20 protein-coding genes and 1 pseudogene are annotated in these 24,952 nt (G+C 63.7%); 12 read left to right on the top strand and 9 right to left on the bottom strand.

The window, feature by feature from the left end; genetic code table 11:
* Positions 1 to 2,279 (top strand): annotated as a pseudogene (gene ptsP, locus M1B34_RS27085) (phosphoenolpyruvate--protein phosphotransferase).
* A gap of 102 nt (positions 2,280 to 2,381) precedes the next feature.
* Here ptsP and M1B34_RS27080 read toward each other — a convergent pair.
* Complete coding sequence (locus M1B34_RS27080) at positions 2,382 to 3,128, bottom strand: NRDE family protein (RefSeq protein ID WP_268266727.1); 747 nt, start codon at positions 3,126 to 3,128, stop codon at positions 2,382 to 2,384.
* Positions 3,129 to 3,249: 121 nt separating this feature from the next.
* Here M1B34_RS27080 and M1B34_RS27075 point away from each other — a divergent pair, with 121 nt between their 5' ends.
* From M1B34_RS27075 to M1B34_RS27060, 4 genes are all read left to right on the top strand, one after another.
* Positions 3,250 to 4,032: a sulfite exporter TauE/SafE family protein gene (locus M1B34_RS27075; protein WP_123327683.1), complete on the top strand. Its 783-nt coding sequence runs from the start codon at positions 3,250 to 3,252 to the stop codon at positions 4,030 to 4,032.
* Between the two features lie 81 nt (positions 4,033 to 4,113).
* The gene (gene lgt / locus M1B34_RS27070) at positions 4,114 to 4,929 is read left to right on the top strand and encodes a prolipoprotein diacylglyceryl transferase (protein ID WP_123327682.1); all 816 of its coding nucleotides are present in this window, start codon (positions 4,114 to 4,116) and stop codon (positions 4,927 to 4,929) included.
* Positions 4,930 to 4,977: 48 nt separating this feature from the next.
* Entirely contained in the window at positions 4,978 to 5,949 is a 972-nt protein-coding gene (locus M1B34_RS27065; RefSeq protein ID WP_123327681.1) for a thymidylate synthase, read from the top strand.
* Positions 5,950 to 6,132: 183 nt separating this feature from the next.
* Positions 6,133 to 6,720, top strand: a complete 588-nt coding sequence (locus tag M1B34_RS27060; protein ID WP_123327680.1) for an undecaprenyl-diphosphatase — start codon at positions 6,133 to 6,135, stop codon at positions 6,718 to 6,720.
* Positions 6,721 to 6,734: 14 nt separating this feature from the next.
* Here M1B34_RS27060 and cadR read toward each other — a convergent pair whose 3' ends face one another.
* Positions 6,735 to 7,184 (bottom strand): Cd(II)/Pb(II)-responsive transcriptional regulator, encoded by a 450-nt coding sequence (gene cadR, locus M1B34_RS27055; RefSeq protein WP_123327679.1) that lies wholly within the window; start codon positions 7,182 to 7,184, stop codon positions 6,735 to 6,737.
* Positions 7,185 to 7,270: 86 nt separating this feature from the next.
* Here cadR and M1B34_RS27050 point away from each other — a divergent pair, with 86 nt between their 5' ends.
* Positions 7,271 to 9,538 (top strand): heavy metal translocating P-type ATPase, encoded by a 2,268-nt coding sequence (locus M1B34_RS27050; RefSeq protein WP_268266726.1) that lies wholly within the window; start codon positions 7,271 to 7,273, stop codon positions 9,536 to 9,538.
* A 103-nt stretch (positions 9,539 to 9,641) separates the two neighbouring features.
* Here the strand turns inward: M1B34_RS27050 and M1B34_RS27045 are convergent, their stop codons facing one another.
* A complete protein-coding gene (locus M1B34_RS27045; protein ID WP_268266725.1) occupies positions 9,642 to 10,361 on the bottom strand; it encodes an Imm52 family immunity protein in 720 nt (239 codons plus the stop codon).
* A 145-nt stretch (positions 10,362 to 10,506) separates the two neighbouring features.
* On the opposite strand from M1B34_RS27045, the gene M1B34_RS27040 reads away from it, so the two are divergent.
* The 3 genes from M1B34_RS27040 (at position 10,507) to M1B34_RS27030 (ending at position 13,054) form a co-directional block, all read left to right on the top strand.
* Entirely contained in the window at positions 10,507 to 10,971 is a 465-nt protein-coding gene (locus M1B34_RS27040) for a multidrug transporter (RefSeq protein ID WP_123336980.1), read from the top strand.
* A gap of 35 nt (positions 10,972 to 11,006) precedes the next feature.
* Positions 11,007 to 11,831: an SDR family oxidoreductase gene (locus tag M1B34_RS27035; protein WP_268266724.1), complete on the top strand. Its 825-nt coding sequence runs from the start codon at positions 11,007 to 11,009 to the stop codon at positions 11,829 to 11,831.
* Between the two features lie 197 nt (positions 11,832 to 12,028).
* Positions 12,029 to 13,054 carry an SEL1-like repeat protein gene (locus M1B34_RS27030; RefSeq protein ID WP_268266723.1) on the top strand — a complete coding sequence of 342 codons (1,026 nt, stop codon included), beginning with the start codon at positions 12,029 to 12,031 and terminating at the stop codon, positions 13,052 to 13,054.
* A 137-nt stretch (positions 13,055 to 13,191) separates the two neighbouring features.
* Here the strand turns inward: M1B34_RS27030 and M1B34_RS27025 are convergent, their stop codons facing one another.
* From M1B34_RS27025 to M1B34_RS27010, 4 genes are read right to left on the bottom strand one after another with little or no spacing between them, the layout of a single operon-like run.
* A complete protein-coding gene (locus tag M1B34_RS27025; protein WP_123336986.1) occupies positions 13,192 to 14,052 on the bottom strand; it encodes an efflux RND transporter periplasmic adaptor subunit in 861 nt (286 codons plus the stop codon).
* Positions 14,053 to 14,062: 10 nt separating this feature from the next.
* Positions 14,063 to 14,263 carry a DUF1656 domain-containing protein gene (locus M1B34_RS27020; protein ID WP_078469901.1) on the bottom strand — a complete coding sequence of 67 codons (201 nt, stop codon included), beginning with the start codon at positions 14,261 to 14,263 and terminating at the stop codon, positions 14,063 to 14,065.
* On the bottom strand, positions 14,253 to 16,442 hold the full coding sequence (locus M1B34_RS27015; protein ID WP_268263445.1) for an FUSC family protein: 2,190 nt from the start codon (positions 16,440 to 16,442) through the stop codon (positions 14,253 to 14,255). Before M1B34_RS27015 ends, M1B34_RS27020 begins: the two co-directional genes overlap by 11 nt.
* A 10-nt stretch (positions 16,443 to 16,452) precedes the next feature.
* Entirely contained in the window at positions 16,453 to 17,964 is a 1,512-nt protein-coding gene (locus tag M1B34_RS27010) for an efflux transporter outer membrane subunit (RefSeq protein WP_268263444.1), read from the bottom strand.
* Between the two features lie 275 nt (positions 17,965 to 18,239).
* On the opposite strand from M1B34_RS27010, the gene M1B34_RS27005 reads away from it, so the two are divergent.
* A complete protein-coding gene (locus tag M1B34_RS27005; protein ID WP_268266722.1) occupies positions 18,240 to 19,208 on the top strand; it encodes a LysR family transcriptional regulator in 969 nt (322 codons plus the stop codon).
* An 88-nt stretch (positions 19,209 to 19,296) separates the two neighbouring features.
* Positions 19,297 to 20,271, top strand: a complete 975-nt coding sequence (locus tag M1B34_RS27000; RefSeq protein ID WP_268266721.1) for a 2-hydroxyacid dehydrogenase — start codon at positions 19,297 to 19,299, stop codon at positions 20,269 to 20,271.
* Positions 20,272 to 20,341: 70 nt separating this feature from the next.
* Here the strand turns inward: M1B34_RS27000 and M1B34_RS26995 are convergent, their stop codons facing one another.
* Positions 20,342 to 21,247: a DMT family transporter gene (locus M1B34_RS26995; protein WP_268266720.1), complete on the bottom strand. Its 906-nt coding sequence runs from the start codon at positions 21,245 to 21,247 to the stop codon at positions 20,342 to 20,344.
* Between the two features lie 136 nt (positions 21,248 to 21,383).
* Here M1B34_RS26995 and M1B34_RS26990 point away from each other — a divergent pair, with 136 nt between their 5' ends.
* A complete protein-coding gene (locus M1B34_RS26990; protein ID WP_268266719.1) occupies positions 21,384 to 22,259 on the top strand; it encodes a helix-turn-helix domain-containing protein in 876 nt (291 codons plus the stop codon).
* Positions 22,260 to 22,488: 229 nt separating this feature from the next.
* On the opposite strand, the gene M1B34_RS26985 is transcribed toward M1B34_RS26990, so the two are convergent.
* Positions 22,489 to 24,930 carry a TonB-dependent siderophore receptor gene (locus tag M1B34_RS26985; RefSeq protein WP_268266718.1) on the bottom strand — a complete coding sequence of 814 codons (2,442 nt, stop codon included), beginning with the start codon at positions 24,928 to 24,930 and terminating at the stop codon, positions 22,489 to 22,491.
* Positions 24,931 to 24,952: the final 22 nt, after the last annotated feature.

Genomic DNA, 24,952 nt, shown 5'->3' with positions numbered 1-24,952 from the left:
ATGCTCAATACGCTGCGCAAGATCGTCCAGGAAGTTAACTCCGCCAAGGATCTCAAGGCGGCGTTGGGGATTATTGTATTGCGCGTCAAAGAGGCCATGGGCAGCCAGGTCTGCTCGGTCTATCTGCTGGACCCCGAGACCAACCGCTTTGTCCTGATGGCCACCGAGGGCTTGAACAAGCGCTCCATTGGCAAAGTCAGCATGGCCCCCAATGAAGGTCTGGTCGGCCTGGTCGGCACGCGCGAAGAACCGCTGAACCTGGAAAACGCCGCCGATCACCCGCGATATCGCTACTTCGCCGAAACCGGTGAAGAGCGCTACGCCTCCTTCCTGGGTGCGCCGATCATTCACCACCGCCGGGTTGTCGGCGTATTGGTGATCCAGCAAAAGGAGCGTCGCCAGTTCGACGAAGGCGAAGAGGCCTTCCTGGTGACCATGAGCGCGCAGTTGGCCGGGGTTATTGCTCACGCTGAAGCCACCGGTTCGATTCGCGGCCTGGGTCGCGAGGGTAAGGGCATCCAGGAAGCCAAGTTCATCGGCGTGCCGGGCTCGCCGGGTGCCGCGGTCGGTACGGCGGTGGTCATGTTGCCGCCGGCGGATCTGGATGTGGTGCCGGACAAGGCCGTCAAAGACATCGACGCTGAAATCAAACTGTTCAAGACCGCCCTGGAAGGCGTGCGCGCCGACATGCGCAATCTGTCGAACAAGCTGGCCACCCAGTTGCGCCCGGAAGAGCGCGCGCTGTTCGACGTGTACCAGATGATGCTCGACGACGCGTCCCTGGGGAACGAAGTCAAAACCGTGATCAAGACCGGCCAATGGGCCCAGGGCGCGCTGCGCCAGGTGGTCACCGATCACGTCAACCGTTTTGAAATGATGGACGATGCCTACCTGCGTGAGCGGGCCTCGGATGTGCGCGACCTGGGTCGCCGCCTGCTGGCCTACCTGCAGGAAGATCGCACCACCAACATGGTCTTCCCCGACAACACCATCCTGTCAGTGAAGAGCTGACCGCCACGCAGCTCGGCGAAGTGCCGGAAGGCAAGCTGGTGGGCCTGGTGTCGGTATTGGGTTCGGGCAACTCCCACGTCGCGATCCTGGCCCGGGCCATGGGCATTCCGACCGTGATGGGCCTGGTGGATCTGCCGTATGCCAAGGTCGACGGCATTGAAATGATCGTCGATGGCCATCGCGGCGAGGTCTACACCAACCCCAGTGACGTGCTGCGCAAGCAGTTCGCCGAAGTGGTGGAAGAAGAGAAACAATTGGCGCTGGGCCTCGATTCGTTGCGCGAGCTGCCCTGCGTCACCCTCGACGGCCACCGCGTGCCGTTGCTGGTGAACACCGGCCTGCTCGCCGACGTGGCTCGCGCGCAACAACGCGGCGCCGAAGGGGTGGGGCTGTACCGCACTGAAGTGCCGTTCATGATCAACCAGCGTTTCCCGAGTGAGAAGGAGCAGCTGGCGATCTATCGCGAGCAACTGTCCGCCTTCCACCCGTTGCCGGTGACCATGCGCAGCCTGGACATCGGCGGCGACAAGTCACTGTCGTATTTCCCCATCAAGGAAGACAACCCCTTCCTCGGCTGGCGCGGCATCCGTGTCACCCTCGACCACCCTGAAATTTTCCTCGTGCAGACCCGCGCCATGCTCAAGGCCAGCGAAGGCTTGAACAACCTGCGCATCCTGTTGCCGATGATCTCCGGCACCCATGAACTGGAAGAAGCACTGCACCTGATTCACCGCGCCTGGGGTGAAGTGCGCGACGAAGGTTCCGACGTGCCGATGCCGCCGATTGGCGTGATGATTGAAATCCCTGCGGCGGTGTACCAGGCCAAGGAACTGGCGCGGCAGGTGGACTTCCTGTCGGTCGGTTCCAACGACTTGACCCAATACCTGCTGGCGGTGGACCGGAACAACCCACGGGTTGCCGACCTCTACGACTACCTGCACCCGGCGGTGCTGCAAGCCTTGCAACATGTGGTGCGCGACGCCCATGCCGAAGGCAAGCCGGTGAGCATTTGCGGTGAAATGGCCGGCGATCCGGCGGCAGCAGTGCTGTTGATGGCGATGGGCTTCGACAGCTTGTCGATGAACGCCACCAACTTGCCCAAGGTGAAGTGGATGCTGCGCCAGGTGGAATTGAGCATGGCCAAGGATTTGCTGGCCGAACTGATGACCATCGACAACCCGCAAGTGATCCACAGCTCGCTGCAATTGGCCCTGAAGAAACTCGGGCTGACGCGGATGATCAACCCGGCGTCGGCGAAAACCCTCTAACACTGAAGTACAACCGTCGCCGGCAAGCCGGGCTCCTACAGGGGATCGCATTCCAATGTAGGAGCCGGCTTGTCGAGTCGTGGCACCACGGCGATGGCGCCGTCAAATGCTCAGCTCTACCTCGCCCAACCGCCCACCATGGGGCCCAAAACTGCGTTCCACCATCCGCCGCGTACCGTCGGCATTCACGATCAACGCCGTACTCGCCCGCGTCCCATAACTTGGGCTGGCAATAAACACGCTCGACAACAGGCTCTCGGTCGCCAGCCCCACCCCGGTGTCCGGCAGCTCCGCAAATGGCGCGGTCTGCGGGTCACTCAAAATCCCCAGCAGCGTCTCAGGTTGCGGATCCCCCAGCACCGCGCTCAACGCCGCCTTGGCCTTGAGCAACTTGGGCCACGGTGTATCCAGCCCGGCATTGGACAACCCATACACGCCCGCCTGCAATGGCGTCGGCTCGGTGTGGTTGGCGTTGTAGTGCCACAACTCATCCCGCGTGCCCACCAGCAGGTTAAACCCGGCGTATTCAATCGATCGGCCATTAACGTCGGCTAAATACTGTTCAATCGGCAGCGAACCGTTGAGAAAGCGCGCCACCAGCTCCCCGCGGGACTTGCGTGCCGGCGGCTGGTGCGGGTTGCGGATATTGGTCAGGGCGGCAAAGCGCCCGTCGGCATTGACCCCTAGCCAGGTGCCGCCTGCTTCCTGATCGCGACCGGCGTAGACGTCGGGCGCGTCCGGCCATTGGGCCAGGGGCAGGCTGGGGCGGGCGTAAAACTCATCACGGTTGGCCGCGACGATCAGCGGCTGGGCGTGGCCCGGCCGCCAGGCGAAAACGATCAGGCACATCAGGCGAGTCCCTTGGTTTTTTTGCCACTCTACCCACAGATCCAGTGGGTATCCATCGCCATTCAGTGGAGCCCGGGGGGCGCCTTCCGTTACCATGCCGCACTTATTTCTGGATGCTCCCATGGAATTTCTGCTCTATCTGCTGTTGGGCGCTTGTGCGGGCGTGCTGGCCGGGCTGTTCGGCGTGGGCGGCGGGATCATCATTGTGCCGGTGCTGGTGTTCAGCTTCACCTTGCAGGGCTTCGACCCCTCGGTACTGACGCACTTGGCGGTCGGCACCTCCCTGGCGACCATCATCTTCACCTCGATCAATGCCGTGCGTGAGCATCATCGGCGAGGGGCGGTGCGTTGGCCGATCTTCGCCTGGATGACCCTGGGCATTCTGATCGGTGCCGGTTTTGGCGCGCTGACGGCAGAGGCGATTTCCGGTCCGCACTTGCAGAAGATCATCGGCGTGTTTGCCTTGCTGGTGGCCCTGCAGATGACCCTGGACCTCAAGCCCAAGGCCAGCCGCGGCATTCCCGGCAAGGCCAGCCTGACCCTGGCTGGCAGTGTGATTGGTTGGGCTTCGGCGATTTTCGGCATTGGCGGCGGCTCGCTGACGGTGCCGTTCCTGACCTGGCGTAGCCTGCCGATGCAGCAAGCGGTGGCCACCTCGTCGGCCTGCGGCTTGCCGATCGCCGTGGCCAGCGCGGTAAGTTTCATGATTCTGGGCTGGCATGATCCGCTGCTTCCAGCCCATAGTCTGGGCTTTGTGTATTTGCCGGCGCTGCTGGGGATCGCCCTGACCAGCATGGTCTTCGCCCGTTTCGGTGCGCGCTTGGCCCACCAGCTGTCGCCGCGCTTGCTCAAACGCCTGTTCGCCGCGCTGCTGTTTTGTGTGGGGTTGAGCTTCCTGCTCTGACAGGTCGCGCAATCCTGGCTTAATCCTGGCGTGTCACGTTCGCGCCCGGAATGTCGAGTTTCACTCTAACGAGGAGTCGCAATGCTGCCTTACCCGCAGATCGATCCGGTGGCACTGGCCATCGGTCCGCTGAAAATCCACTGGTACGGTCTGATGTACCTGATCGGCATTGGCGGCGCCTGGCTGCTGGCCTCCCGCCGCCTGGCCCGCTTCGATCCGACCTGGAGCAAAGAAAAACTCTCCGACATGGTGTTCTGGATGGCCATGGGGGTGATTCTCGGCGGACGCCTGGGTTACGTGCTGTTCTACGACCTGAGCGCCTACCTGGCCAACCCGTTGCTGATTTTTGAAGTGTGGAAGGGCGGCATGTCGTTCCATGGCGGCTTTATCGGGGTGATGCTGGCGGCCTGGTGGTTCGGCAAGCGCAACAACAAGTCGTTCTTTGAACTGATGGACTTCGTCGCGCCCATGGTGCCGATCGGCCTTGGTGCCGGGCGCATCGGCAACTTCATCAATGCCGAGCTTTGGGGCAAACCCACCGACCTGCCGTGGGCCATGGTCTTCCCGCCGTTCAGCGACCCCGATCAACTGGCCCGGCACCCGTCCCAGCTGTATCAGTTCGCCCTCGAAGGTGTGGCGCTGTTCCTGATCCTCTGGCTGTTCTCGCGCAAGCCGCGGCCGCTGATGGCGGTGTCCGGCATGTTTGCGCTGTTCTACGGGATCTTCCGGTTTATCGTCGAATTCGTCCGTGTGCCGGATGCCCAGTTGGGCTACCTGGCCTGGAACTGGCTGACCATGGGCCAGGTGCTTTGCCTGCCGATGATCATCGGCGGCCTGGCCCTGATCTGGCTGGCGTATCACCGTGCTCCGGCGGCCAACAAAGGCCCCGCGCTTTAAATTCGAATACCGGGGCGCAAGCCCCGGGTTCAAGGATGCAGGTAACTCATGAAGCAATATCTCGAGCTGGTCGCCCACGTCATCAACAACGGCACCAAGCAGGCCAACCGCACCGGGGTCAACACCATCAGCTTCCCGGGGGCGATGTTGCGCTACGACCTCCAGCAAGGCTTCCCGGCCATCACCACCCGCAAGATGGCGTTCAAATCGGCCATCGGCGAGATGTGCGGGTTTCTTCGTGGCGTCAATAACGCGGCCGAGTTCCGGGCGCTGGGCTGCAAGGTCTGGGACCAGAACGCCAACGAAAACGCCCAGTGGCTGGCCAACCCGTTCCGCCAGGGCGACGACGACCTGGGCGAAATCTATGGTGTGCAATGGCGCAAATGGCCGGCGTACAAACAGATCCCCCTGAGCAACCCGGCAGCCATCGAGCAGACCCTGGGCCAGGGTTACCGGCAGATCGCCCAGGGTGAAGAGAACGGCCAGGCCTATGTGGTGCTGTACAAGGCCATCGACCAGGTGCGCCAGTGCATCGACACCATCATCAAGGACCCAGGTAGCCGGCGGATTCTGTTCCACGGCTGGAACTGCGCGCAGTTGGATGAAATGGCCTTGCCGCCGTGCCACTTGCTGTATCAGTTCCACCCCAATGTCGAGACCCGGGAAATCTCCCTGACCCTCTACATCCGCTCCAACGACCTGGGCCTGGGCACGCCGTTCAACCTCACCGAAGGCGCCGCGCTGCTGAGCCTGATCGGCCGTCTGACCGGCTACACGCCGCGCTGGTTCACCTATTTCATCGGTGATGCCCACGTCTATGAAAACCACCTGGACATGCTCAACGAGCAGCTCACCCGTGAGCCGTTCCCCATGCCCAAGCTGGTGATTTCCGAGCGTGTGCCGGAGTTTGCCAAGACCGGTGTGTACCAGCCTGAATGGCTGGAAATGGTGGAGCCGAGTGATTTTTCCCTCGAGGGCTACCAACACCACGCGCCAATGACCGCGCCGATGGCGGTTTAAGCGTTCGACCTGCTGTACCCAGGGGCCTCGCGGCTGATACCGCGCGGCCCCTTGTCGATTCAAGCCGTTGCCTTTGTCCGGGGCGCATTCCGCGCATGGCCCTGCCTGGGGGTGGCTACTCTCCTTGCAGTGGCCCTGGAAACCCGGGCTGTTGCCCTTCTGATACCGAATGCGAGCCCCTGAATGGAAGAACTCAACCGCAGCCTGTTCCTGGCGATCAATGCCAGCGCCGAGGCGTCGCTGCCTATGCGCGAGCTGGCGATCTTCTTCGCCCAATGGATGGTGTTCTGCGTGCCGCTGTTGCTGGCGGTGCTCTGGATCTTCGGCGAGCAGCGCCAACGCCGGGTCGTGCTGTTGGCGGGCCTGAGCATTGCCTTGGCCCTGGCCTGCAACCTGGTGATTCGCGAGCTGTGGTTCCACCCGCGGCCCTTCATGCTGGGCCTGGGGCAGAATTTCCTTGCCCATGCACCCGGGGCGTCCTTCCCCAGTGACCATGCCAGTGGCCTGTTCGCCATGGCCTTTGCCTTGATCCTGGCGTCCCTGCGCAAGACCGGGCTGGTGATGCTCGGCCTGGCACTGTTGGTGAGTTGGGCGCGGGTCTACCTGGGGGTGCATTTCCCCTTCGACATCCTCGGCGGCTGCCTGGTGGGGCTGCTCAGTGCCTGGCTGGTGCGCCAGGGGCTGGCCTGGCGGCAATTGGACCTGCGGTTACTGGCGCTGCTGGAAGGGGTTTACCTGCGCTTGCTCGCCGTGGGCCGTCGCAACGCCTGATCCGGGTCGCGGGCTCAATGCCCGTGGCTGCGGCCGACATGGGAGTGCTCGGCCTCGCTGGGCGCGACCGAACCACTGACCTCCAGGCGCTGCAAAATCCCGCACTGATCTAGGTCCGGCCCTTCGCCGCAGCGTTGGCGCAGGTCGAGTAGCTGTTCCTGCAAGGCCAGCAGGCCGTCGATCCGCGCCTTGACGTGGTGGATGTGCTCGTCGATCAGTGCGTTGACGCTCTGGCACTGGCCTTGGGGGCTGTCCCGCAGGTTCAGCAGGCTGCGGATCTCCTCCAGGGTCATGTCCAGGCTGCGGCAGTTGCGGATAAAGGTCAGGCGCTCGGTGTGGGCCTGGGTGTAGAGACGGTAGTTGCCTTCGCTGCGAGCCGGCTCCGGCAGTAAGCCTTCGCGTTCGTAGTAACGAATGGTTTCCACCGGGCAGTCGGTGAGTTTCGCCAGCTCGCCAATCTTCATTGCGGCAATCTCCAAAAAGGGTGCTTGACCCTAAAGTGGCTACAGGGTGTTCACTTAGCCACAGGCACCTTTTCGGACGCAAGCCCATGAGCGACTCCCTGCACAGTCACCCCAAATCCTGCTGTGATCACGATCAGCCAGCACCGGCCAAACTCCAGCCGGTCAAGGCCCACGATCATTCCGCCCACGGCGATGCCTGTTGTTCCGGCAGCGCCGCGCCAGCCTTGGTCCAATTGACCGAAGCACCGAGCGCCGATGCGCGGCTGAGCCGTTTTCGCATCGAGGCCATGGATTGCCCCACCGAGCAGACCCTGATCCAGAACAAACTGGGCAAGCTGGCCGGGGTGCAACAGCTGGAATTCAACCTGATCAACCGGGTGCTGGGCGTGACCCACAACCTGGCCTCCAGCGCGCCGATCGTCGACGCGATCAAAACCCTGGGCATGCACGCCGAGCCGTTGGAAGCCAGCGCCGAACCGGCGACCCCGGCACCGGTGAAGAAACCCTGGTGGCCCCTGGCGTTGTCCGGGGTCGCGGCCCTGGCGGCCGAAGTGATCCACTTCACCAGCGCCGCGCCCGATTGGGCGGTGGCCCTGGTGGCCTTGGTGTCGATCCTCAGCGGCGGCCTGGGCACTTATAAAAAGGGCTGGATCGCCCTGAAGAACCGCAACCTGAACATCAATGCCCTGATGAGCATCGCCGTGACCGGCGCCGTGCTGATCGGCCAGTGGCCGGAAGCGGCCATGGTGATGTTCCTGTTCACCGTGGCCGAGTTGATCGAGGCCAAGTCCCTGGATCGGGCGCGCAACGCCATCAGCGGCTTGATGCAGATGACCCCGGAACAGGTCACGGTGCAGCAGGCGGATGGCACTTGGGCTGAACGTGAAGCCAACAGCGTCGAACTCGGGGCCTTGGTGCGTGCCCGCCCGGGCGAGCGCATCGGCTTGGACGGCGAAGTGGTCGCCGGCAGTTCCACCATCGATCAGGCGCCTATTACTGGCGAGAGCCTGCCGGTGGAGAAGGGCCTGGGCGACAAAGTGTTCGCCGGCACCATCAACCAGGCCGGTTCCCTGGAATACCGGGTCACTGCAGCGGCCAACAACTCGACCCTGGCGCGCATCATCCACGCTGTGGAGCAGGCCCAGGGCGCACGAGCGCCGACCCAAAGGTTTGTCGATCGCTTCTCGACGATCTACACCCCGGCGGTGTTTATCTTCGCCCTGGCGGTGGCCTTGGTTCCGCCGCTGTTCATGGCCGGCGCCTGGTTCGACTGGATCTACCGTGCCCTGGTGCTGTTGGTGGTGGCGTGCCCTTGCGCGCTGGTGATTTCCACCCCGGTGACCATCGTCAGCGGCCTGGCCGCAGCGGCGCGCAAAGGCATCCTGATCAAGGGCGGTGTGTACCTGGAGGGCGGCTACAAGCTCGACTACCTGGCCCTCGACAAGACCGGCACCCTGACCCACGGCAAGCCGGTACAGACCGACTTCCTGTCCCTGGATCCGATCACTGAAAACACCGCGCCGGCGATTGCCGCAAGCCTGGCGGGGCGTTCCGATCACCCGGTGTCACTGGCCATTGCCCGCGCGGCTGTGGATAAGCAACTGACCCAGCACCCTGTGGATAACTTTGCGGCCCTGGCCGGTCGTGGCGTGCGGGGCGAGATCAACGGCCAGGTCTATCACCTGGGCAACCATCGCCTGGTGGAAGAGTTGGGCTTGTGTTCGCCGGCCCTGGAAGAGCGGCTCTTCGCCCTGGAGAAACAGGGCAAGACGGTGGTCCTGCTGCTCGACAGCTCCGGACCGCTGGCGCTGTTTGCCGTGGCAGACACGGTCAAGGCGTCCAGCCGCGAGGCGATCCAGCAGTTGCATGAGCTGGGCATCAAGACCCTGATGCTCACCGGCGACAACCCGCACACCGCCGAGGCCATCGCTGCCCAGGTGGGCATCGACCAGGCCCGGGGCGACCTGTTGCCCACCGACAAGCTGCAGGCCATCGAAGCGCTGTACGCCCAGGGCCATCGGGTGGGCATGGTCGGCGACGGCATCAACGACGCTCCGGCCCTGGCCCGGGCCGAGATCGGTTTTGCCATGGCCGCAGCGGGCACCGACACCGCCATCGAAACCGCCGATGTGGCCCTGATGGACGATGATCTGCGCAAAATCCCGGCGTTTATCCGCCTGTCACGCCAGACGTCGAGGGTGCTCAAGCAAAATATTGCCTTGGCCCTGGTGATCAAGGCGATCTTTCTTGGGGTAACCTTCGCCGGTCTCGCCACCATGTGGATGGCGGTGTTTGCCGACATGGGCGTGAGCCTGCTGGTGGTGTTCAACGGCCTGCGCCTGCTGCGCAAATAAGCCATCGTAGCTGCAAGCTGCAAGCTGCAAGCTGCAAGCTGCAAGCTGCAAGTTTCAAGCGGCAAGCGGCAAGCGGCAAGCGGCAAGTTGAGCGCTGGAATATTTAGTGTGTAAACAACGGCAACAGGCCCAGTTCCATGAGTGTGCTGTCGATGTTCGCCACTCGCTGCACATGCTCTGCTGTGCGCTCGTCCAACAGTTGGGGCGTACTCACAATCAAGGTGCCTCGTCCGGCAACTTCAATCAGCTGTTCGGCGTCGACAAAGTCCTGGGCTTGCAAGAGGTGCGGGCAAAAACCTATCCAGCCGATGGTCTGCCGATCCTTGAACACTTTGCCGCGCCGATAGTGATCGCTGGGCGCAAACACACACCAGTCGATTTCAGGCCACCTCTCCAACGCCAACTGCATGACCTGCAACACCAACGATTTCACATCGCTGACCGCCATCACCAACGCCCCGGCGTCCTCGAAGTGCATGCCGGCCATGGCGGCTCCATCGTGCGCGCTGTAATGAAAGGCCAAGCCGCCCTGTAACGGATCGTCCACCCCGTTCCACACCGAAAACTCAAGCTGGGTAGGAAAATCCTCATCCGCCTGCCGGACCGCCTCCTCCTGCAAGGCGCCAGGATGGTCCTGCAAACGCTTGCCCAGTGCCTGCCGCTTGGAGCCCGCCTGAAAAAACCAGTCCCCCAGCAACGGATGAACCTCCGCCAGCTCAGCCAAAAAACACTCTGCCCTGTGCAACTGCACCGAGTGCGGGACCTGCACGATGGAGGGCTTGTGGAACCGCAAGACAAAAGAACACTTCCTGAACACATCCATCACCCTGCTCCTGTGCTTGGGCCTGGATCATAAATTAAACCAGCCTTCTTTTTGCCCTGGCTTCGCTCCAGTACTGGCATCATTCATCGCCAACCCCACCCAGGCTTAGGTAGGATGGGCTCTCTCTTTTCCCGAGGTTCGCGTCATGTTCATCGGCGTTCTGCTGGTCATCACCTGGCTGATCCTGCTTATCCGCTACCCGGCCAAGGCGTTCCCGGTGTCCCTGGCAGCCGCGATCGGCCTGGGCCTGGTCGCCACCTGGGTGGTCTGGCAGGACCACCGCGAAGCCCGGCAACTGGCCCGTCTGGACCTGAACATCCGCTACGCGCCCGAGCACTGCCCCGCCGACCGTCCCTTGCAACTGAACATGCGCAACAGCAACAGCGTGCCCCTCACCGAACTGCGTTGGCGCATCGCCGCCTATGCCACCGGTGATACGGTCAATCTCGCCGACAACCAATACAGCGCCCCGCGCTATCGCGGCCCGGGCGAATTGCAGGCCGGCGCCACCTGGACAGACTGCCTGCCAATGCCGCCACTGCGCCCCGGCTACCGCCCGCAAACCCTGGAGTTTCGCGCCGAGCACTTGCAAGGCAGCTTCTCCGACTGATGGCCCCTCTTCCCTCCCAGCACAAGGACCGCGCCATGCCCATCGCGTTGATAACCGGTTGTTCCAGCGGCATCGGCCGTGCCCTGGCGGACGCCTTCAACAGCGCCGGTTTCACGGTCCTGGCCACGGCGCGCAAGGCTGAGGATGTGGCGGCCCTGCAAGCCGCTGGTTTCACCGCGGTGCAACTGGATGTAAATGACGGCCCGGCGCTGAGTGCCTTGGGCGAGCAGATCAACCTGCAGCACGGCGGCCTCGATGTGCTGATCAACAACGCCGGTTACGGCGCCATGGGCCCGCTGCTGGATGGCGGCGTGGACGCCATGCAACGCCAGTTCGAAACCAATGTGTTCTCGGTGGTTGGGGTCACCCGGGCGCTGTTCCCGGTGCTGCGTCGCAGCCGTGGCCTGGTGGTGAATATCGGCAGTGTGTCCGGGGTACTGGTCACGCCCTTTGCCGGCGCCTACTGCGCCTCGAAAGCCGCGGTGCATGCCTTGAGCGACGCCCTGCGCATGGAGTTGGCGCCGTTCGGCATCCGGGTGATGGAAGTCCAGCCGGGGGCGATTGCCTCCAGCTTCGCCAAGAATGCCGGGCACCAAGCCGAGCAGTTGCTCAATGACCAGTCGCCCTGGTGGCCGCTGCGCGAAGGCATCCGTGCCCGGGCCAAGGCCTCTCAGGACAAGCCGACCCCGGCCAACGAGTTTGCCGCCCACCTGCTCAAAGCGGTGCAACAAGACTCACCACCGCGCCTGGTGCGAATCGGCAATGGCAGCCGGGCCTTGCCCTTGCTGGCAGCGTTGCTGCCCAAAGGCCTGTTGGAAAAGGTATTGATGAAACGTTTCGGCCTGGGCGCAAAGCTCTGACGCAACCCTCTAGGCGCTTGCTTGTGCCCCCTCTCAATCCCAGTAGAATGCGCGCACTTGGGCGTTCGCGCTCACGCAGCATGGAATCGCTGGCGCCGACACTGAAGCATGGAACGGCTTAAGCTCCGCCCTCTCCAGTCCTCACCCTGCCCTCTTCCATGCGCCCCTTTATTCAATAGCAGATCAGGGAATATCCATTGAAATTGTTCAACGTGCTGCCACTGGCCTTGGCCACCTTACTGGCGGCTTGCGCCTCCACGGCGCCGGAAAAAACCGAACCAACCGTTCCCGAACTGAATGACACCCTGCCCAAGCTGACCCTGCAAAGCGTCCTGCCCCAGGTCGCAGCCAATGAACACTGCAACCCGGCCATGGACAGCGATCTGCTGTATGGCACGGGCTTCAATCTCTACGAGCTCGAGGACTACAAGAACGCCAAGAGCTGCTTCGCGATGGCCGCCCCTCACTACACACGGGCGTTCTGCTACCTGTCGACCACCACCGACCAGGAACAAGACAAACCCAAGGCCCAGCGGGATCACGAATCCTTCAACTACATCGCCTACGCGGCGTCGCAGAACGACTGGTGCGCCGAGTACGGCATGTACGCCACTTATTGGTTCGGCGACAAAGGCTTCACCAAGGACCCGGCCCTGGCCACCCGTTGGCTGGAGCGCTCGGCCGTGCACGGCAACCCGGAGCCGCAGCAGCGCCTGGCGGATGACGCCGAAGAAGCCGGCGACCTGGTGAAAGCCTATGCCTGGCTGAAGGTCATCGACGACACCGAGGACACCAGCCAGCTGGATGCCCTGAAGGCGAAGATGAGCGCTGAACAATTGGCCGAAGGCGAGCAGCGTTTCAACGAACTCAACGCGCGCGTGACCAGCAAGCAGGTGATGTACGACGAAGCGCGGGAGGAAGAAGTCAGCGTGTTTTCCGCCGAGATCCTCCTGGACGCCCCCGACACCTTCAAGGGCGTGCCCATGGCCGAGCGCCGGGCCTTCGTCAAACAGGCCCTGGTCAAAGCCCGGGAGAGCGGCAAATTCACCAAGCGCGGAGCGGTGACCCAGTACATCATCGTGTCGCGGTTGGCTCAGCAGCGTTATCCGCGTGCCGAGATTTTGAACAACAAGAAGCTGCTGGCGGTGATCAATAACATCGACGTCAGCGTCGACACCACGGTGAAAAAGTCCCTGGCGATCATGCAGAAAACCTACAAATAACCGGCCCCCCATTCGGCATTCCTACCGGCACCGCACGCTGCTGGTAGGAGCCGGCTTGCCGGCGAAAAGGCCGGCAAGCCGGGTGCAAGGCTGAAGGTCGCTTTCGCTGGCAAGCCAGCTCCTACACAAGCCAGCGCCTACAAGGGTTGCGGGTTGACCACCACGGTGCAGGTGATACCGGCGGCCAGCAATACGCCCTCCGGCACTTCATCGATGTGGATGCGCACCGGCACCCGCTGGGCCAAGCGCACCCAGTTGAAGGTCGGGTTGACGTCGGCGATCAGCTCGCGGCTTTCCGGGTTGTCGCGGTCGTAGATACCGCGGGAAATACTCTCCACATGGCCCTTGAGCACTTCACCGCTCATCAGTTGCATGTCGGCCTTATCCCCTACGCGCACGTGGGGCAGCTTGGTTTCTTCGAAGAAGCCGTAGACCCAGAACGAGTTCATATCGACCACGGCCATCTTCGGTTCGCCGATGCGCGCGTAATCGCCACGGTGCACGTTGAGGTTGGTGACGTAGCCGTCCACCGCCGCGCGCACCTGGGTGCGTTTGAGGTTGAGTTCGGCGGCGTCCAGTTGGGCCTGGGCGTGCTGGTAATCGGCCAGGGCCGAGTCGGCGATGTTGCTCGCGTCGTCGCGGCTTTCCTTGGAGATCACCAGGTTGTCCAGGTCGGCGCGGCGGTGGGCGTTGACCTTGCGCATTTCCCAGGTGGCCTTCTTCGACGCCACCAGCGATTGCGCCTGTTTCACCGCGATCCGGTAGTGCTCCGGGTCGATCTGCATCAGCAGGTCGCCCTTCTTCACTAACTGGTTGTCGCGCACCGGCACGTCCACCACCTCGCCGGTGACGTCGGCCGCCACGTTGATGATGTCGGCCCGCACCCGGCCATCCCGGGTCCAGGGGGTGTTCATGTAGTGCTCCCACAACGAGCGGCCAATCCACAGGGCCAGGGCCAGCACGAGCAAGGTGGCAAGCAGGCTGAAAAACTTTTTCATCGCGGGGGTCTCAACGGTAGACAGTGAGCGCCATGGCGCCGAACAGACAGGTGAACAGGCTCAGGCGCAACAGCGCCGGGTGCCAGAAGAAGCGGTACAGGTCATAGCCGGCGATAAACCGGTCCAGGGCCCAGGCCAGGGCCGCGGCGACAAAAAACATCAGGGTCATGGTCGGCATGTAAACGCCATGGAAGGCGATTTCACGAGGCATGTTCAGGTCCTTGGGGGGCAACGGCATAAGCCGCCAGCGGCGACTGCGGGTCGAGCAACGAGGTGCGGATGAAATGCAGATAGCTCTTCACCCGGCGCAGGGCCGAGGTGTCGAAATGCGGGGCGAACGGTTCGTCGGTGGCCTGGACTCGGCTGATGGCGTGGTCCACGGCAATCAGGCTGCGCTCCAGGTTGCTCTGGCTGGGCTGCAGGAACAGCCGCACCAGGGAGCGGCCCATGACCCGGATCGCCTGGCGCCAGGGCTGGGATTCGGCATAGGCCGGGTGCACCGGGAGAATCGCCTGTTCCTTGCGCAACTCGATAATGGCGTGGCCGACTTCCAGCACCATAAACATCCAGCGCAGCAGTTCGCGCTGCACCTGAGGCTGGCTCACCGCCAGGCCGTAGGCGTGGTGCAGCAGGTCGCGGGTCCGGCTTTCGAAGCTCGATGCCAGGCCCTTGAGCTTGCCGCTGATGGCGTACACCACCTGGCCGCGCAGGTCCTGCTCCAGCCGGCGCCACAGCCAGCGGCTGTTGGGCGGCAGGATGATGGCCCCGGCCGCCGCACAGACCAGCATGCCCATGACCATGGCGATGTAGTCGTTGATAAAGGCGTAGGGGTTGTAGACCGTGAGGTTGTCCGGCACCGAGCCGGTGCTGAAAAAGATCAGCAGCCCCAGGCCGACGCCCACGTATTGCGGCCGCGAGGTCAGGAAGGACCCCAGCACGATGACCGGCGCCAGCATCACGCAGAGCAACGGGAAACCGTCGATCCAGGGGAACACGAAGAACATTTCCACAAAGCCCACCACGGCGCCGATCAACGTGCCGCACGCCATCTGGAACGCCATGCGTTTCGGGTTCGGCGTGGCCGCGGACAAGCCGATGGTGGCCGCCGCGATCAGGGTCATGGTGGCGCCACTGGGCCAGGCGGTGATCACCCAGTAGCTGCCGAGCACCAGCAGCACAAAGGCCGCGCGAATCCCCGAGGCCGCCGAGGCCAGCCAGTTGGTTTGCGGGGTAAAGGGCTCGTCCCAGTGTTCCCGTTCGTGGCGATGCTCGGCCAGGGACGCGTGGGTCTGGGCATAACTGTGCAGCTCATCGACAAAGCGGTACAGCAGCTCGTAGGCGGTGTGAAAGTCCAGCAACTCAGCGTCGCTGGGCTGACGCTCCTGGAAGCTCGCCCGCAGGCGGCGCACGGTCGCCGGCAAGGCCTCTTTGTAGTTCGCCAATTGCTCAGCCAGACGCGCCGCATCAGGGCTGGTCAAGGCCCGGCCGGAGAAGCCATCGAGCAGTTCGGCCAGGTCCTGCAAGCCTGGCTTGATGGCCGCCACCACGTGATCCGCACCGCTGCTGCGCAGGCGCTCCAGCAACTGATGCAAGGCATTGAAGCGGGTGGTGATGCCCATGAACTCGCTGTTCAGCCGACTCAGGCGACCGTTGCGCCGACGCATGTGCGGGTCTTCAAACACCGTCACGCTGCGCAACCCTTCCAAGCCCACCGCCTCGGCGATAAAGCGCACATTGGTGCTCTCAAAGGCCTCGCGCTGACTACGCCCGCGCAGGCCATCGGTGACAAACAAGGCAAAGACCCCGAAGCGCTGGTACAAGGCATTGCGCATGGCAGCGCTGGTGGTCTGCGGCAGAATCGCGGCGCTGACCAATGTCGAGCACAGGATGCCCAGGGAAATTTCCAGCACCCGCCACACTGCCGCCATGAAGGCGCCGTCGGGATGGGCCAGGGCCGGCAGGCCGACCATCGCGGCGGTGTAACCGGCAAGGACAAAACCGTAGGCGCGGAAGTTGCGATAACGGGCCGCACCGGCCGAGCAGATGCCGACCCAGATCGCCAGGCTGCCGAGGAACAATTCAGTGTTCTGGGCGAACAGCGCGATCAGCGCCACCATCACTGCCGAGCCGGTCAAGGTGCCGAGAAAGCGGTAGAAGCTCTTGGCAAACACCTGGCCGCTCTGCGGCTGCATGACGATGAATACAGTGATCATCGCTGTGCGCGGTTGCGGCAGCTCCAGGCGCATGGCCAGCCACAGGGTCAGAAACGCGGCGATCAGGACCTTGAAGATATAGACCCAGGTCACGCCGTCGCTGCGTGCCCAGTCAAAGAAACCACGGCGCCATTCAAGGGAGTACAGCCAGCGCAACGGAGCGGGCAACGAAGTCATGGGCTCTTCTTCAGTGATCAAAAACGGCCAAGGCCGCTGGGGTCTTGCTCGGGAGGATCTTGCCCTCAGGGGGTACATCACGACCGGCTTGCAGGCCGCCACCCAGGGCGGTCACCAGGTCCGCCTGGGCGGTCAGCCGCGCCGCCTGCACCTGCTGCTGGACCTGTTGCTGGCGAAATAACAGGCTCTGGGCATTCAGCACATTCAGGTAATCGGTGAGGCCGCGCTGGAACGCGATCAGGGCGATGTCGTAAGTCTTCTGAGCCGAGGCCACCGACTCGGCGGCAAACCCCTGCTGCTTGTCCATGGACTCGCGGCGGATCAACTGATCGGAAATGCCCTTGAGGGCGTTGACCAGGGTCTGGTTGTAGTTGGCCACGGCGAGGTCGTAGCCGGCCGCGGCCGCCCCCAGTTCCGCCCGCAGACGCCCGCCGTCGAAGATCGGCAGGCTGATGGCCGGGCCGACGTTGTAAGTGAGTTTCTTGCCGGTGAGGAACTCCAGGGCGCCGCCGCCTGTGGCCATGTAGCCCAGGCTGCCCACCAGGTCGACATTGGGGTAGAAGCCGGCGTGGGCCACATCGATGCCCCGGGCCTGGGCCGCCACTTGCCAGCGGCTGGCGACCACGTCCGGGCGTTGCCCCAGCAGTTCGGCGGGCAACACCGAGGGCAGTTTCAGGGCGGCGCCCAGGGCCAGGGTCGGTCGTTGCAACTGCGCGCCCTCCCCCGGGCCCTTGCCGGCCAAGGCCGCCAGTTGGTTGCGGGTCAGGGCGATTTCTTCGTCCAGGGCGTCCAGTTGGCGATGGGTTTCCGGCAACGGCGCCTGGGCCTGGCTGACCTCGAAGTGGGTGCCAATGCCGCCGTCCAGGCGACGCTGGGCCAGGTCGAGAATCTGCTGTTGCTGCTTGAGCGTCGCCAGCACGATATCGCGCTGGGCGAAGTGCAGGGACAACTGGATATAGGCGCGCACCAGGTTATTGGCCAACTCCAAGCGGGCCTGGCGGGCCTCGGCGGCGCTCATGTGGGCCAGGTCCACGGCACGCTCGCTGGCGTTGCTTTCCCGGCCCCACAGGTCCAGGGCGTAGCTGAAACCCAGGGCGGCGTTGTTGTCCCACGTGGTGCTGTTGGCCAAGTCGCCCGGGCCGTAGAACGGATCGGTGGGCCAGTTGTGGCGTTTGAGGCTGGCGTCGCCCTGGACCTGCAACGACTCGGCAGCTTCGGCCACTCCGGCCAGGGCCCGGGCCTGACGCACCCGGGCCGCGGCCATGGCCAGGCTCGGGCTGCCCTGCATGGCCAGGTCGACCCAACGATTGAGCTGGGGGTCGCCATAGGCTTGCCACCACTGGACGCTGGGCCAGTGGGCATCGCGCTCGGCGCTGTGGATCGCTTCGTCGGTGGCCAGGGTATTGGCAGGCAACAACTGGCCTTGTGGGGCAATACCTCCGGTTCCGATGCAGCCGCTGATTGCTAACGATAAAGCCCAAACACTGAGAGACTTCAGCTCTCTGCTGATGCGACGCGGCACTGCTGCGAATTCCTGAGATCGGGGGGAGGGTATTTCTCTCGTAGGAGCTGGCTGGCCGGCGCAGCGATACGCCTGCTACACCGCGTTGCGCGGATCGCCGGCAAGCCGGCCCCTACGGATCGGCGCAATTCTAGGGGGCGGCATGCACGGCGATAAGGTGGCATTCCTGTGAATCTTTATTACCGTTAACGCGATAATCCTTTGGTCGAAGCCCTATTCGCCTGTAAAAACAGAAACTTCGTGTCACAATTTGCCACCTCCCCTGAGAGCACTCCATGGACACCCTGCAAAACATGCGCGCCTTCAGTTGCGTCGCCGAAGCCGGCAGCTTCACCGCCGCCGCTGTGCAACTGGACACCACCACGGCCAACGTCTCGCGCGCGGTCTCCAACCTTGAGGCCCACCTGCAAACCCGTCTGCTCAACCGCACGACCCGGCGCATCGCCCTGACCGAAGCCGGCAAGCGCTACCTGCTGCGCTGCGAACAGATCCTGGCCTACGTCGAGGAGGCCGAAGCCGAGGCCAGCGACGCCCACGCCCGGCCCGCCGGCCAGTTGAAAGTCCACACCATGACCGGCATCGGCCAGCACTTCGTGATCGATGCCATCGCCCGCTACCGCAAGACCCACCCGGACGTGACCTTCGACCTGACCCTGGCCAACCGCGTGCCGGACCTGTTGGACGAGGGCTACGACGTGTCCATCGTGCTGGCCAGCGAACTGCCGGACTCGGGCTTTGTTTCCCAGCGCCTGGGCATCACCTACAGCATCGTCTGCGCCTCGCCGGCCTATGTGAAAGCCAACGGCTGCGCGCAAAAGCCCAGCGACCTGCTGAACCATGCCTGCCTGCGCCTGGTGAGCCCGGTGATCCCCCTGGAGAAGTGGCTGTTCGACGGCCCGGAAGGCCAGGAGATGGTGACCATCAACAGCTCACCGTTCCTGGTGAACTCGGCGGACGCGATGAAAACCGCGATCACCAGCGGCATGGGCGTCGGCGTATTGCCGGTGTACGCCGCCATCGAAGGGCTGCGTAACGGCACCCTGGTGCGGGTCATGCCCCAGTACCGCTCCCAGGAGCTGAACCTGTACGCCATCTACCCGTCGCGCCAGTACCTGGATGCCAAGATCAAGACCTGGGTCGAGTACCTGCGCGGCTCCCTGCCGGAAATCCTCGCTGCTCACCAGGCTGAACTGACAGCCTACGAACTGAGCGGCAGCCTGGCCGGCGCCCGCCTGGCCCATTGAGCCGATGGCGCCCGGCGGGCGCTATAAAAACCCGGTGGAGAATGTTAGCTTGCTTGGCATTCTTCCCGCCTGACGAGCTCTTCCCGCGATGAAAAAGACCGTACTTGCCTTCAGCCGTGTCACGCCCGAAATGATCGAACGCCTGCAACAGGACTTCGAGGTCATCGTGCCCAATCCCAAGCAAGGCGACATCAACGCACAGTTCAATGAAGCCCTGCCCCAGGCCCACGGGCTGATCGGCGTGGGTCGCAAGCTCGGTCGCGCCCAGCTGGAAAACGCCGCCAAGCTGGAAGTGGTGTCCAGTGTCTCGGTGGGCTACGACAACTACGACGTGGCCTACTTCAACGAACGCGGGATCATGCTCACCAACACCCCGGACGTGCTCACCGAAAGCACCGCCGACCTGGCCTTCGCCCTGATCATGAGCAGCGCCCGTCGGGTCGCCGAACTGGATGCCTGGACCAAGGCCGGCCAGTGGCAAGCCAGTGTCGGCGCGCCATTGTTCGGCAGCGATGTGCATGGCAAGACCCTGGGCATCGTCGGCATGGGCAACATCGGCGCGGCCGTGGCCCGGCGTGGTCGCCTGGGCTTCAATATGCCGATCCTCTACAGCGGCAACAGCCGCAAGACCGATCTGGAGCAGGAACTGGGGGCGCAGTTCCGCAGCCTCGATCAACTGCTGGCGGAAGCGGATTTTGTCTGCCTTGTGGTGCCGTTGAGTGAGAAGACCAAGCACCTGATCAGCCACCGTGAACTGGCCTTGATGAAGCCCAGCGCGATCCTGGTGAACATTTCCCGCGGCCCGGTGGTGGATGAGCCGGCACTGATCGATGCCCTGCAGAACAACCGGATCCGCGGCGCCGGCCTGGACGTGTACGAGAAAGAGCCCCTGGCCGAGTCGCCGTTGTTCCAGTTGAAGAACGCCGTGACCCTGCCGCACATCGGCTCTGCCACCCACGAAACCCGCGAAGCCATGGCCAATCGTGCCCTGGCCAACCTGCGCAGCGCCCTGCTGGGCGAGCGCCCGCAAGACCTGGTCAACCCGCAAGTCTGGAAGGGTTAAACCCGGCGCAGTGCCGGCGATGGCGCCGGCGATGGCGTTCGCGGGAACCTCATCACCGGCAGGCCGGCCCCTAGGATAGGGCGGGCTTGGGCGTCGTCACCAGCGGCGACTTGGGTTTGCGAAACACCAGCACGTTGCCCAGCATCACCAGGACCAGCCCGGCCAGGGCCGGCGCGGTCCATTGGTAGCCTTCGACAAACGCCGAGACGTTCAGCGCCACCACCGGGAACAGCACGGTGCAATAGGCGGCGCGCTCCGGGCCCATGCGCCCGACCAGGGTCAGGTAGGCGGTAAAGCCGATCACCGACCCCGGAATCACCAGGTACAGCAACGAGCCGACGTAACGGGTGTTCCATTCCATCTCAAAGGGAATGCCCTGGAACAGGCAATACACCGACAGCATCACCGCCCCGTACGCCATGCCCCAGGCATTGGTGGTCAACGGCTTGAGCCCGACTTTCTGCTGCAGGCTCGACAGCATGTTGCCCGCCGAGAAACACAGGGTGCCCAACAGCGCCAGGCCCAGGCCAAGCAAAGTCTGCGGGCTGGCGCGGTGGCTCACCAGCTCGGGCCAGAACAGCAGCCCCAGGCCGAACAGGCCCAAGGCGCCGCCCATCAGCACGTTGCGCGCGATCCGCTGGCCGAAGAACACCCGCGCATTCAGGGCGTTCCACAGGGTGGCCGTGGAGAACACCACCGCCACCAGGCCACTGGGAATCCATTGGCTGGCGTGCAGGAAACACATGAAGTTGATGCAGAACAGGCAGAGGCCCTGGGCCAGGCAGATCAGGTGCCCGCGGCGGTTCATCACCTGCAGCTTGCGGCTGAGCAGCAACATGACGAATAGCACCAGGGCCGCCAGGCCGAAGCGATAGACGATGGACACCGGAATGGCCACCACCCCCAACTGCAGTTTCAGGGCAATCCAGGTGGTGCCCCAGATCAGGACGGTGAGCAGATAAAGCGAGAGGTTCATGGCGCGACTCCTGTGCAAGGCTCACAGTCTCAGCCCGGGCAGGGGCAACGCGCTTGCGTAAACTTGCGCTTTTGTCGCTTGCCGGGCTGGCAGCCGGGCATTCAGGGAGTAGGATGCCAACGTTGGAGAAACGAACATGCCCGCACTGGATACCCTGCAAGTCTTTCAAGCCCTGAACCGCTCGCCCAATGCTCGCCTGGAGCACAGCGCCGAGCTCGGTGACGGCTTGTCTGCAGCCTTGTGGAGCAACCACCACGACGCCCAGGAATACGAAGCGCCGAGCCATCACACCCTGTCCTGCTACATCGCCGGTGGCACCGAAACCTTTCGCCGTGACCAACCCGGCACCAAGGGCGCCCCGGACAAACTCTGCATCCTGCCGGCCGAACACCAGTCCGCCTGGGTGATCAACGGGCGTATCCGCCTGGCCCATCTGTACTTCAGCCCGGAGCAGTTCGCCCTCGGTTGCGTGGGCCTGCTGGACCGCGAACCACGGGAAATGCAGCTGCGCGAAAGCACCTTCTTGGATGACCCGCAACAAGCCCGGCGCTTTCGCCAGCTGATCCAGCTCAACTGGGACGAGCCTGCAGAACGTGTGCTGACCAGCAGCCTGGCCCACGAGATGCTCAGCCACGCGCTGTTGCACCAAGTGGGGCTGCGTCAGGGCTTGCGGCTCAAGGGCGGCTTGGCCGCGCACCAGCGGCGGCAGTTGGTGGAGTTCATCGACAGCCAGTTGGCCGAGCCCATCAGCCTCGGGCAATTGGCGGGGTTGTGTGCGTTATCGGAATACCACTTTGCACGGATGTTTCGCGCCAGCTTTGGCCTGCCGCCCCATCAATACGTGCTGGCCCGACGCCTGGCCCAGGCCCGGCACCTGCTGCGCCACACCCGCCTACCGCTGGGCGAAATCGCCCTGGCCTGTGGCTTCGCCAGCGCCAGCCACTTCACCCATCGCTTCCGCCAGGCCGTGGGCGGCACCCCAGGCGATTATCGCCAGGCGTTTTTACGCTGAGGCCCGAGACCTTGGCGCCCATCTTGAGATCGCCATCGCTGGCAAGCCAGCTCCTACAAAGAAGCAAGGTGCACGTCCTGTAGGAGCCGGCTTGCCGGCGATGGGGCCGATGCCTTGGCGCCCATCTTGAGATCGCCATCGCTGGCAAGCCAGCACCTACAAAAAGCGAGGCGCACATCCTGTAGGAGCCGGCTTGCCGGCGATGGGGCCGATGCCTTGGCGCAGGCCGTCAGAATTCCAGGGTGCTGGAGAGGGAGAACTGCCGGGCATCGCCCACGGAGACGAAGTAGGTGCTCGCCGCCGAGGTGTAGTAGGTCTTGTCGAACAGGTTCTTCACGTTGAGCTGGAATTTGACCTTCTGCCCTTCCAGCTGAGTGTCGTAGGTGGCAAAGGCATCGGCCACGGTGTAGGCCGGCAGGTCGAAGCTGTTGGGCGCGTCACCAGCGCGTTCGCCAACGCGACGGGCACCGGCACCGACTCGCAGGCGATCACCGCCGATCAGGCTGCCAAAGTCATACACCGCCGACAGCGACGCGGTGTTCTTGGCCACGTTCTGCAGGCGCTTGCCTTTGTACTCGGTGTCCTGGGTAACTTCGGCGTCGGTGTAGGCATAGCTGCCGATCAGGCTCCACTGGTCACTGAGCTGACCGCTGACGTCCAGCTCCAGGCCGCGGGAGCGCACTTCACCAGCCACGCTGGTCACGGTCTCCCCGGCGGTGGCAGTGGACACCAGTACATTGCGCTTGGTGATATCGAACACCGCCGCGCTGGCAGTGACCCGGCCCGGCATATCGAGCTTGGCCCCCAACTCCCAGGACTTGCCCTCTTCCGGCTTGATGCCGCCGTCCAGTACCACGGTACCGCCGGCCAACTGGGCAATGCTGGAGTTGGGTTTGAACGATTCGGTGTAGCTGCCGTAGAACGACAACTGGTCGGTGTAGCGATACACCAGGCCCGCGCGGGGGATGAACTTCTGCCCGTTGGTGTCGGTGTTGACGTGGAATGGACGGCCCTTGCCCGCGTACTGGTCGTACTCCTGGAAGCGCCCGCCGCCCACCAGGATCCACTGGTCGGTGAGGTGGATGGAGTCCTGGAAGAACACCGAGTCACTGCGCAACAGGTCGGTCTGGGCACTGTCGGTGGCACTGACGGTGCTGCCCGCCACTTCCTGACCGTACACCGGGTTGAGGTAGCTGAAGGTGGTCTGGCTGTTCTGCCGGATCAGGTCTGCGCGGTAGATCTTGCGGTACTCATCGTCCAGGCCGAATACCAGGTCGTGACGCATGCCGGCCAGCTCGACCTGGCCTTCCAGGCTCGCGGTGGCAAACCGGTCGGTGGTGATGGCGTCTTGGGTGCCGTCCATCTTGCGCGTCAAGGTGCCGTTGGCTGAATTCACCGCGGTCACCCGCACCTGGCTGGCGTCGTAGGTTTCACGGTTCCAGCTGTAGCCGAAGTGGGCCTTCCAGTTGTCGTTGAGTTGGTGGTCGGCTTCAAAGCGGTACAGGTCCGAACGCCCTTCCATGTTGTTGAACGGCTCGTCCAGGCGCCGGTCGGCAGGGATATCCAACGCATGCTTGGTCTTGGGATCAAATACCGTGCCCCGGTCGAACGGGGTGAGGAATTCCCGGTGTTCATAGGCGAACAGCAGCTTGGTGTCCTCGCCGAACCAGGCCAGGGAAGGCGCGATCAGGGTTTCCCGGTGGGTGCCGAAATTGCGCCAGTAATCCTCGTCTTCATGGTCGAGGATCATGCGGTACGCCAGCCCGGAATCGCCCAGCGCGCCGGTGCTGTCCAGGCCGCCACCGCTGCCGTTCTTGCCGGAACCATAGGTCGAGCCGCGCAGGGTCACGGCGTTGTACTGCTCCAGTTGCGGCTTCTTGCTGACGATATTGACCACGCCGCCCGGGTCCTGGATGCCATACAACAGAGACGCCGGGCCCTTGAGCACTTCCACCCGCTCTGCCGTGGCGTTCAGCGCGCGGCCTTGCATCACCGGCATGCCGTCGCGCATCACCGAGCCGTTACGGTTGTCGCCAAAGCCACGGATCATCACCGCGTCCTGGGTGCCGCCCAGGGTGTTGGTCTGGGTGATGCCGCTGATGTTGTTCAGGGCATCGTCCAGGTTGCGTGGGGTCTGGTCGCGCAGAACCTGGGCCGGGACCACGTTGATGGTCTGGGGGATTTCCTGGATCAAGCCCTGGGAGCGCGCCACCGAGCTGCTGGCCGGCGGCTGGTAGCTGGTGCTTTCGGCGGCGACCGTGGAGGTGATGTTGGTCGCCCCCAGGTTCAACGCGCCCTCGGTGGGCACAGGCTCCAGGGCCAGGGTGCGGGCATCGGTACGGCGGAAGGTCAGGCCGGAGTTGCTCAACAAACGCTGCAGGGCCTGTTCCGCACTCAACTGGCCGCTGATCGCCGGGGCCTTGAGGCCATAAGGCGCTTCATCGGTGTAGACCACGCTCAGGCCGGTGACCCGGCTGAAATCGCTCAGGGCCTGGGGCAAGGGTTTGGCAGCCATGGCGAAGCTGAACAAGGGGCTTTGCTGGGTGCTGCCAGGGTCCGCCGCCAAGGCCACGCTCAAGGGCAACAACGCCCACCCTGAAACCGCCAGCACCGAAACGCCAACCCACCCTTTTACCGCACTGCCTGCCACCGATTTTGCCCTGGACTTCATGCTTGAGACTCGTGTGTAGAAA

The sequence above is a fragment of the Pseudomonas morbosilactucae genome (assembly GCF_023241715.1).
Taxonomy (GTDB): Bacteria; Pseudomonadota; Gammaproteobacteria; order Pseudomonadales; family Pseudomonadaceae; genus Aquipseudomonas; species Aquipseudomonas morbosilactucae.
The sequence above is the reverse complement of the archived record's forward strand: the minus strand, read 5'-3'. Positions and strand labels throughout refer to the sequence as shown.

Excerpts from the sequence above, each read along its gene's own strand:
- M1B34_RS27080 (WP_268266727.1), bottom strand. The coding sequence starts at position 3,128 with ATGTGCCTGATCGTTTTCGCCTGGCGGCCGGGCCACGCCCAGCCGCTG.
- cadR (WP_123327679.1), bottom strand. The coding sequence starts at position 7,184 with ATGAAGATTGGCGAGCTGGCGAAACTCACCGACTGCCCGGTGGAAACC.
- M1B34_RS27045 (WP_268266725.1), bottom strand. The coding sequence starts at position 10,361 with ATGGATGTGTTCAGGAAGTGTTCTTTTGTCTTGCGGTTCCACAAGCCC.
- M1B34_RS27060 (WP_123327680.1), top strand. The coding sequence starts at position 6,133 with ATGGAAGAACTCAACCGCAGCCTGTTCCTGGCGATCAATGCCAGCGCC.
- M1B34_RS27000 (WP_268266721.1), top strand. The coding sequence starts at position 19,297 with ATGAAAAAGACCGTACTTGCCTTCAGCCGTGTCACGCCCGAAATGATC.
- M1B34_RS26990 (WP_268266719.1), top strand. The coding sequence starts at position 21,384 with ATGCCCGCACTGGATACCCTGCAAGTCTTTCAAGCCCTGAACCGCTCG.
- M1B34_RS27075 (WP_123327683.1), top strand. The coding sequence starts at position 3,250 with ATGGAATTTCTGCTCTATCTGCTGTTGGGCGCTTGTGCGGGCGTGCTG.
- M1B34_RS27035 (WP_268266724.1), top strand. The coding sequence starts at position 11,007 with ATGCCCATCGCGTTGATAACCGGTTGTTCCAGCGGCATCGGCCGTGCC.
- M1B34_RS26985 (WP_268266718.1), bottom strand. The coding sequence starts at position 24,930 with ATGAAGTCCAGGGCAAAATCGGTGGCAGGCAGTGCGGTAAAAGGGTGG.
- M1B34_RS27025 (WP_123336986.1), bottom strand. The coding sequence starts at position 14,052 with ATGAAAAAGTTTTTCAGCCTGCTTGCCACCTTGCTCGTGCTGGCCCTG.
- M1B34_RS26995 (WP_268266720.1), bottom strand. The coding sequence starts at position 21,247 with ATGAACCTCTCGCTTTATCTGCTCACCGTCCTGATCTGGGGCACCACC.
- M1B34_RS27065 (WP_123327681.1), top strand. The coding sequence starts at position 4,978 with ATGAAGCAATATCTCGAGCTGGTCGCCCACGTCATCAACAACGGCACC.
- M1B34_RS27040 (WP_123336980.1), top strand. The coding sequence starts at position 10,507 with ATGTTCATCGGCGTTCTGCTGGTCATCACCTGGCTGATCCTGCTTATC.
- M1B34_RS27020 (WP_078469901.1), bottom strand. The coding sequence starts at position 14,263 with ATGCCTCGTGAAATCGCCTTCCATGGCGTTTACATGCCGACCATGACC.
- lgt (WP_123327682.1), top strand. The coding sequence starts at position 4,114 with ATGCTGCCTTACCCGCAGATCGATCCGGTGGCACTGGCCATCGGTCCG.
- M1B34_RS27005 (WP_268266722.1), top strand. The coding sequence starts at position 18,240 with ATGGACACCCTGCAAAACATGCGCGCCTTCAGTTGCGTCGCCGAAGCC.
- M1B34_RS27050 (WP_268266726.1), top strand. The coding sequence starts at position 7,271 with ATGAGCGACTCCCTGCACAGTCACCCCAAATCCTGCTGTGATCACGAT.
- M1B34_RS27015 (WP_268263445.1), bottom strand. The coding sequence starts at position 16,442 with ATGACTTCGTTGCCCGCTCCGTTGCGCTGGCTGTACTCCCTTGAATGG.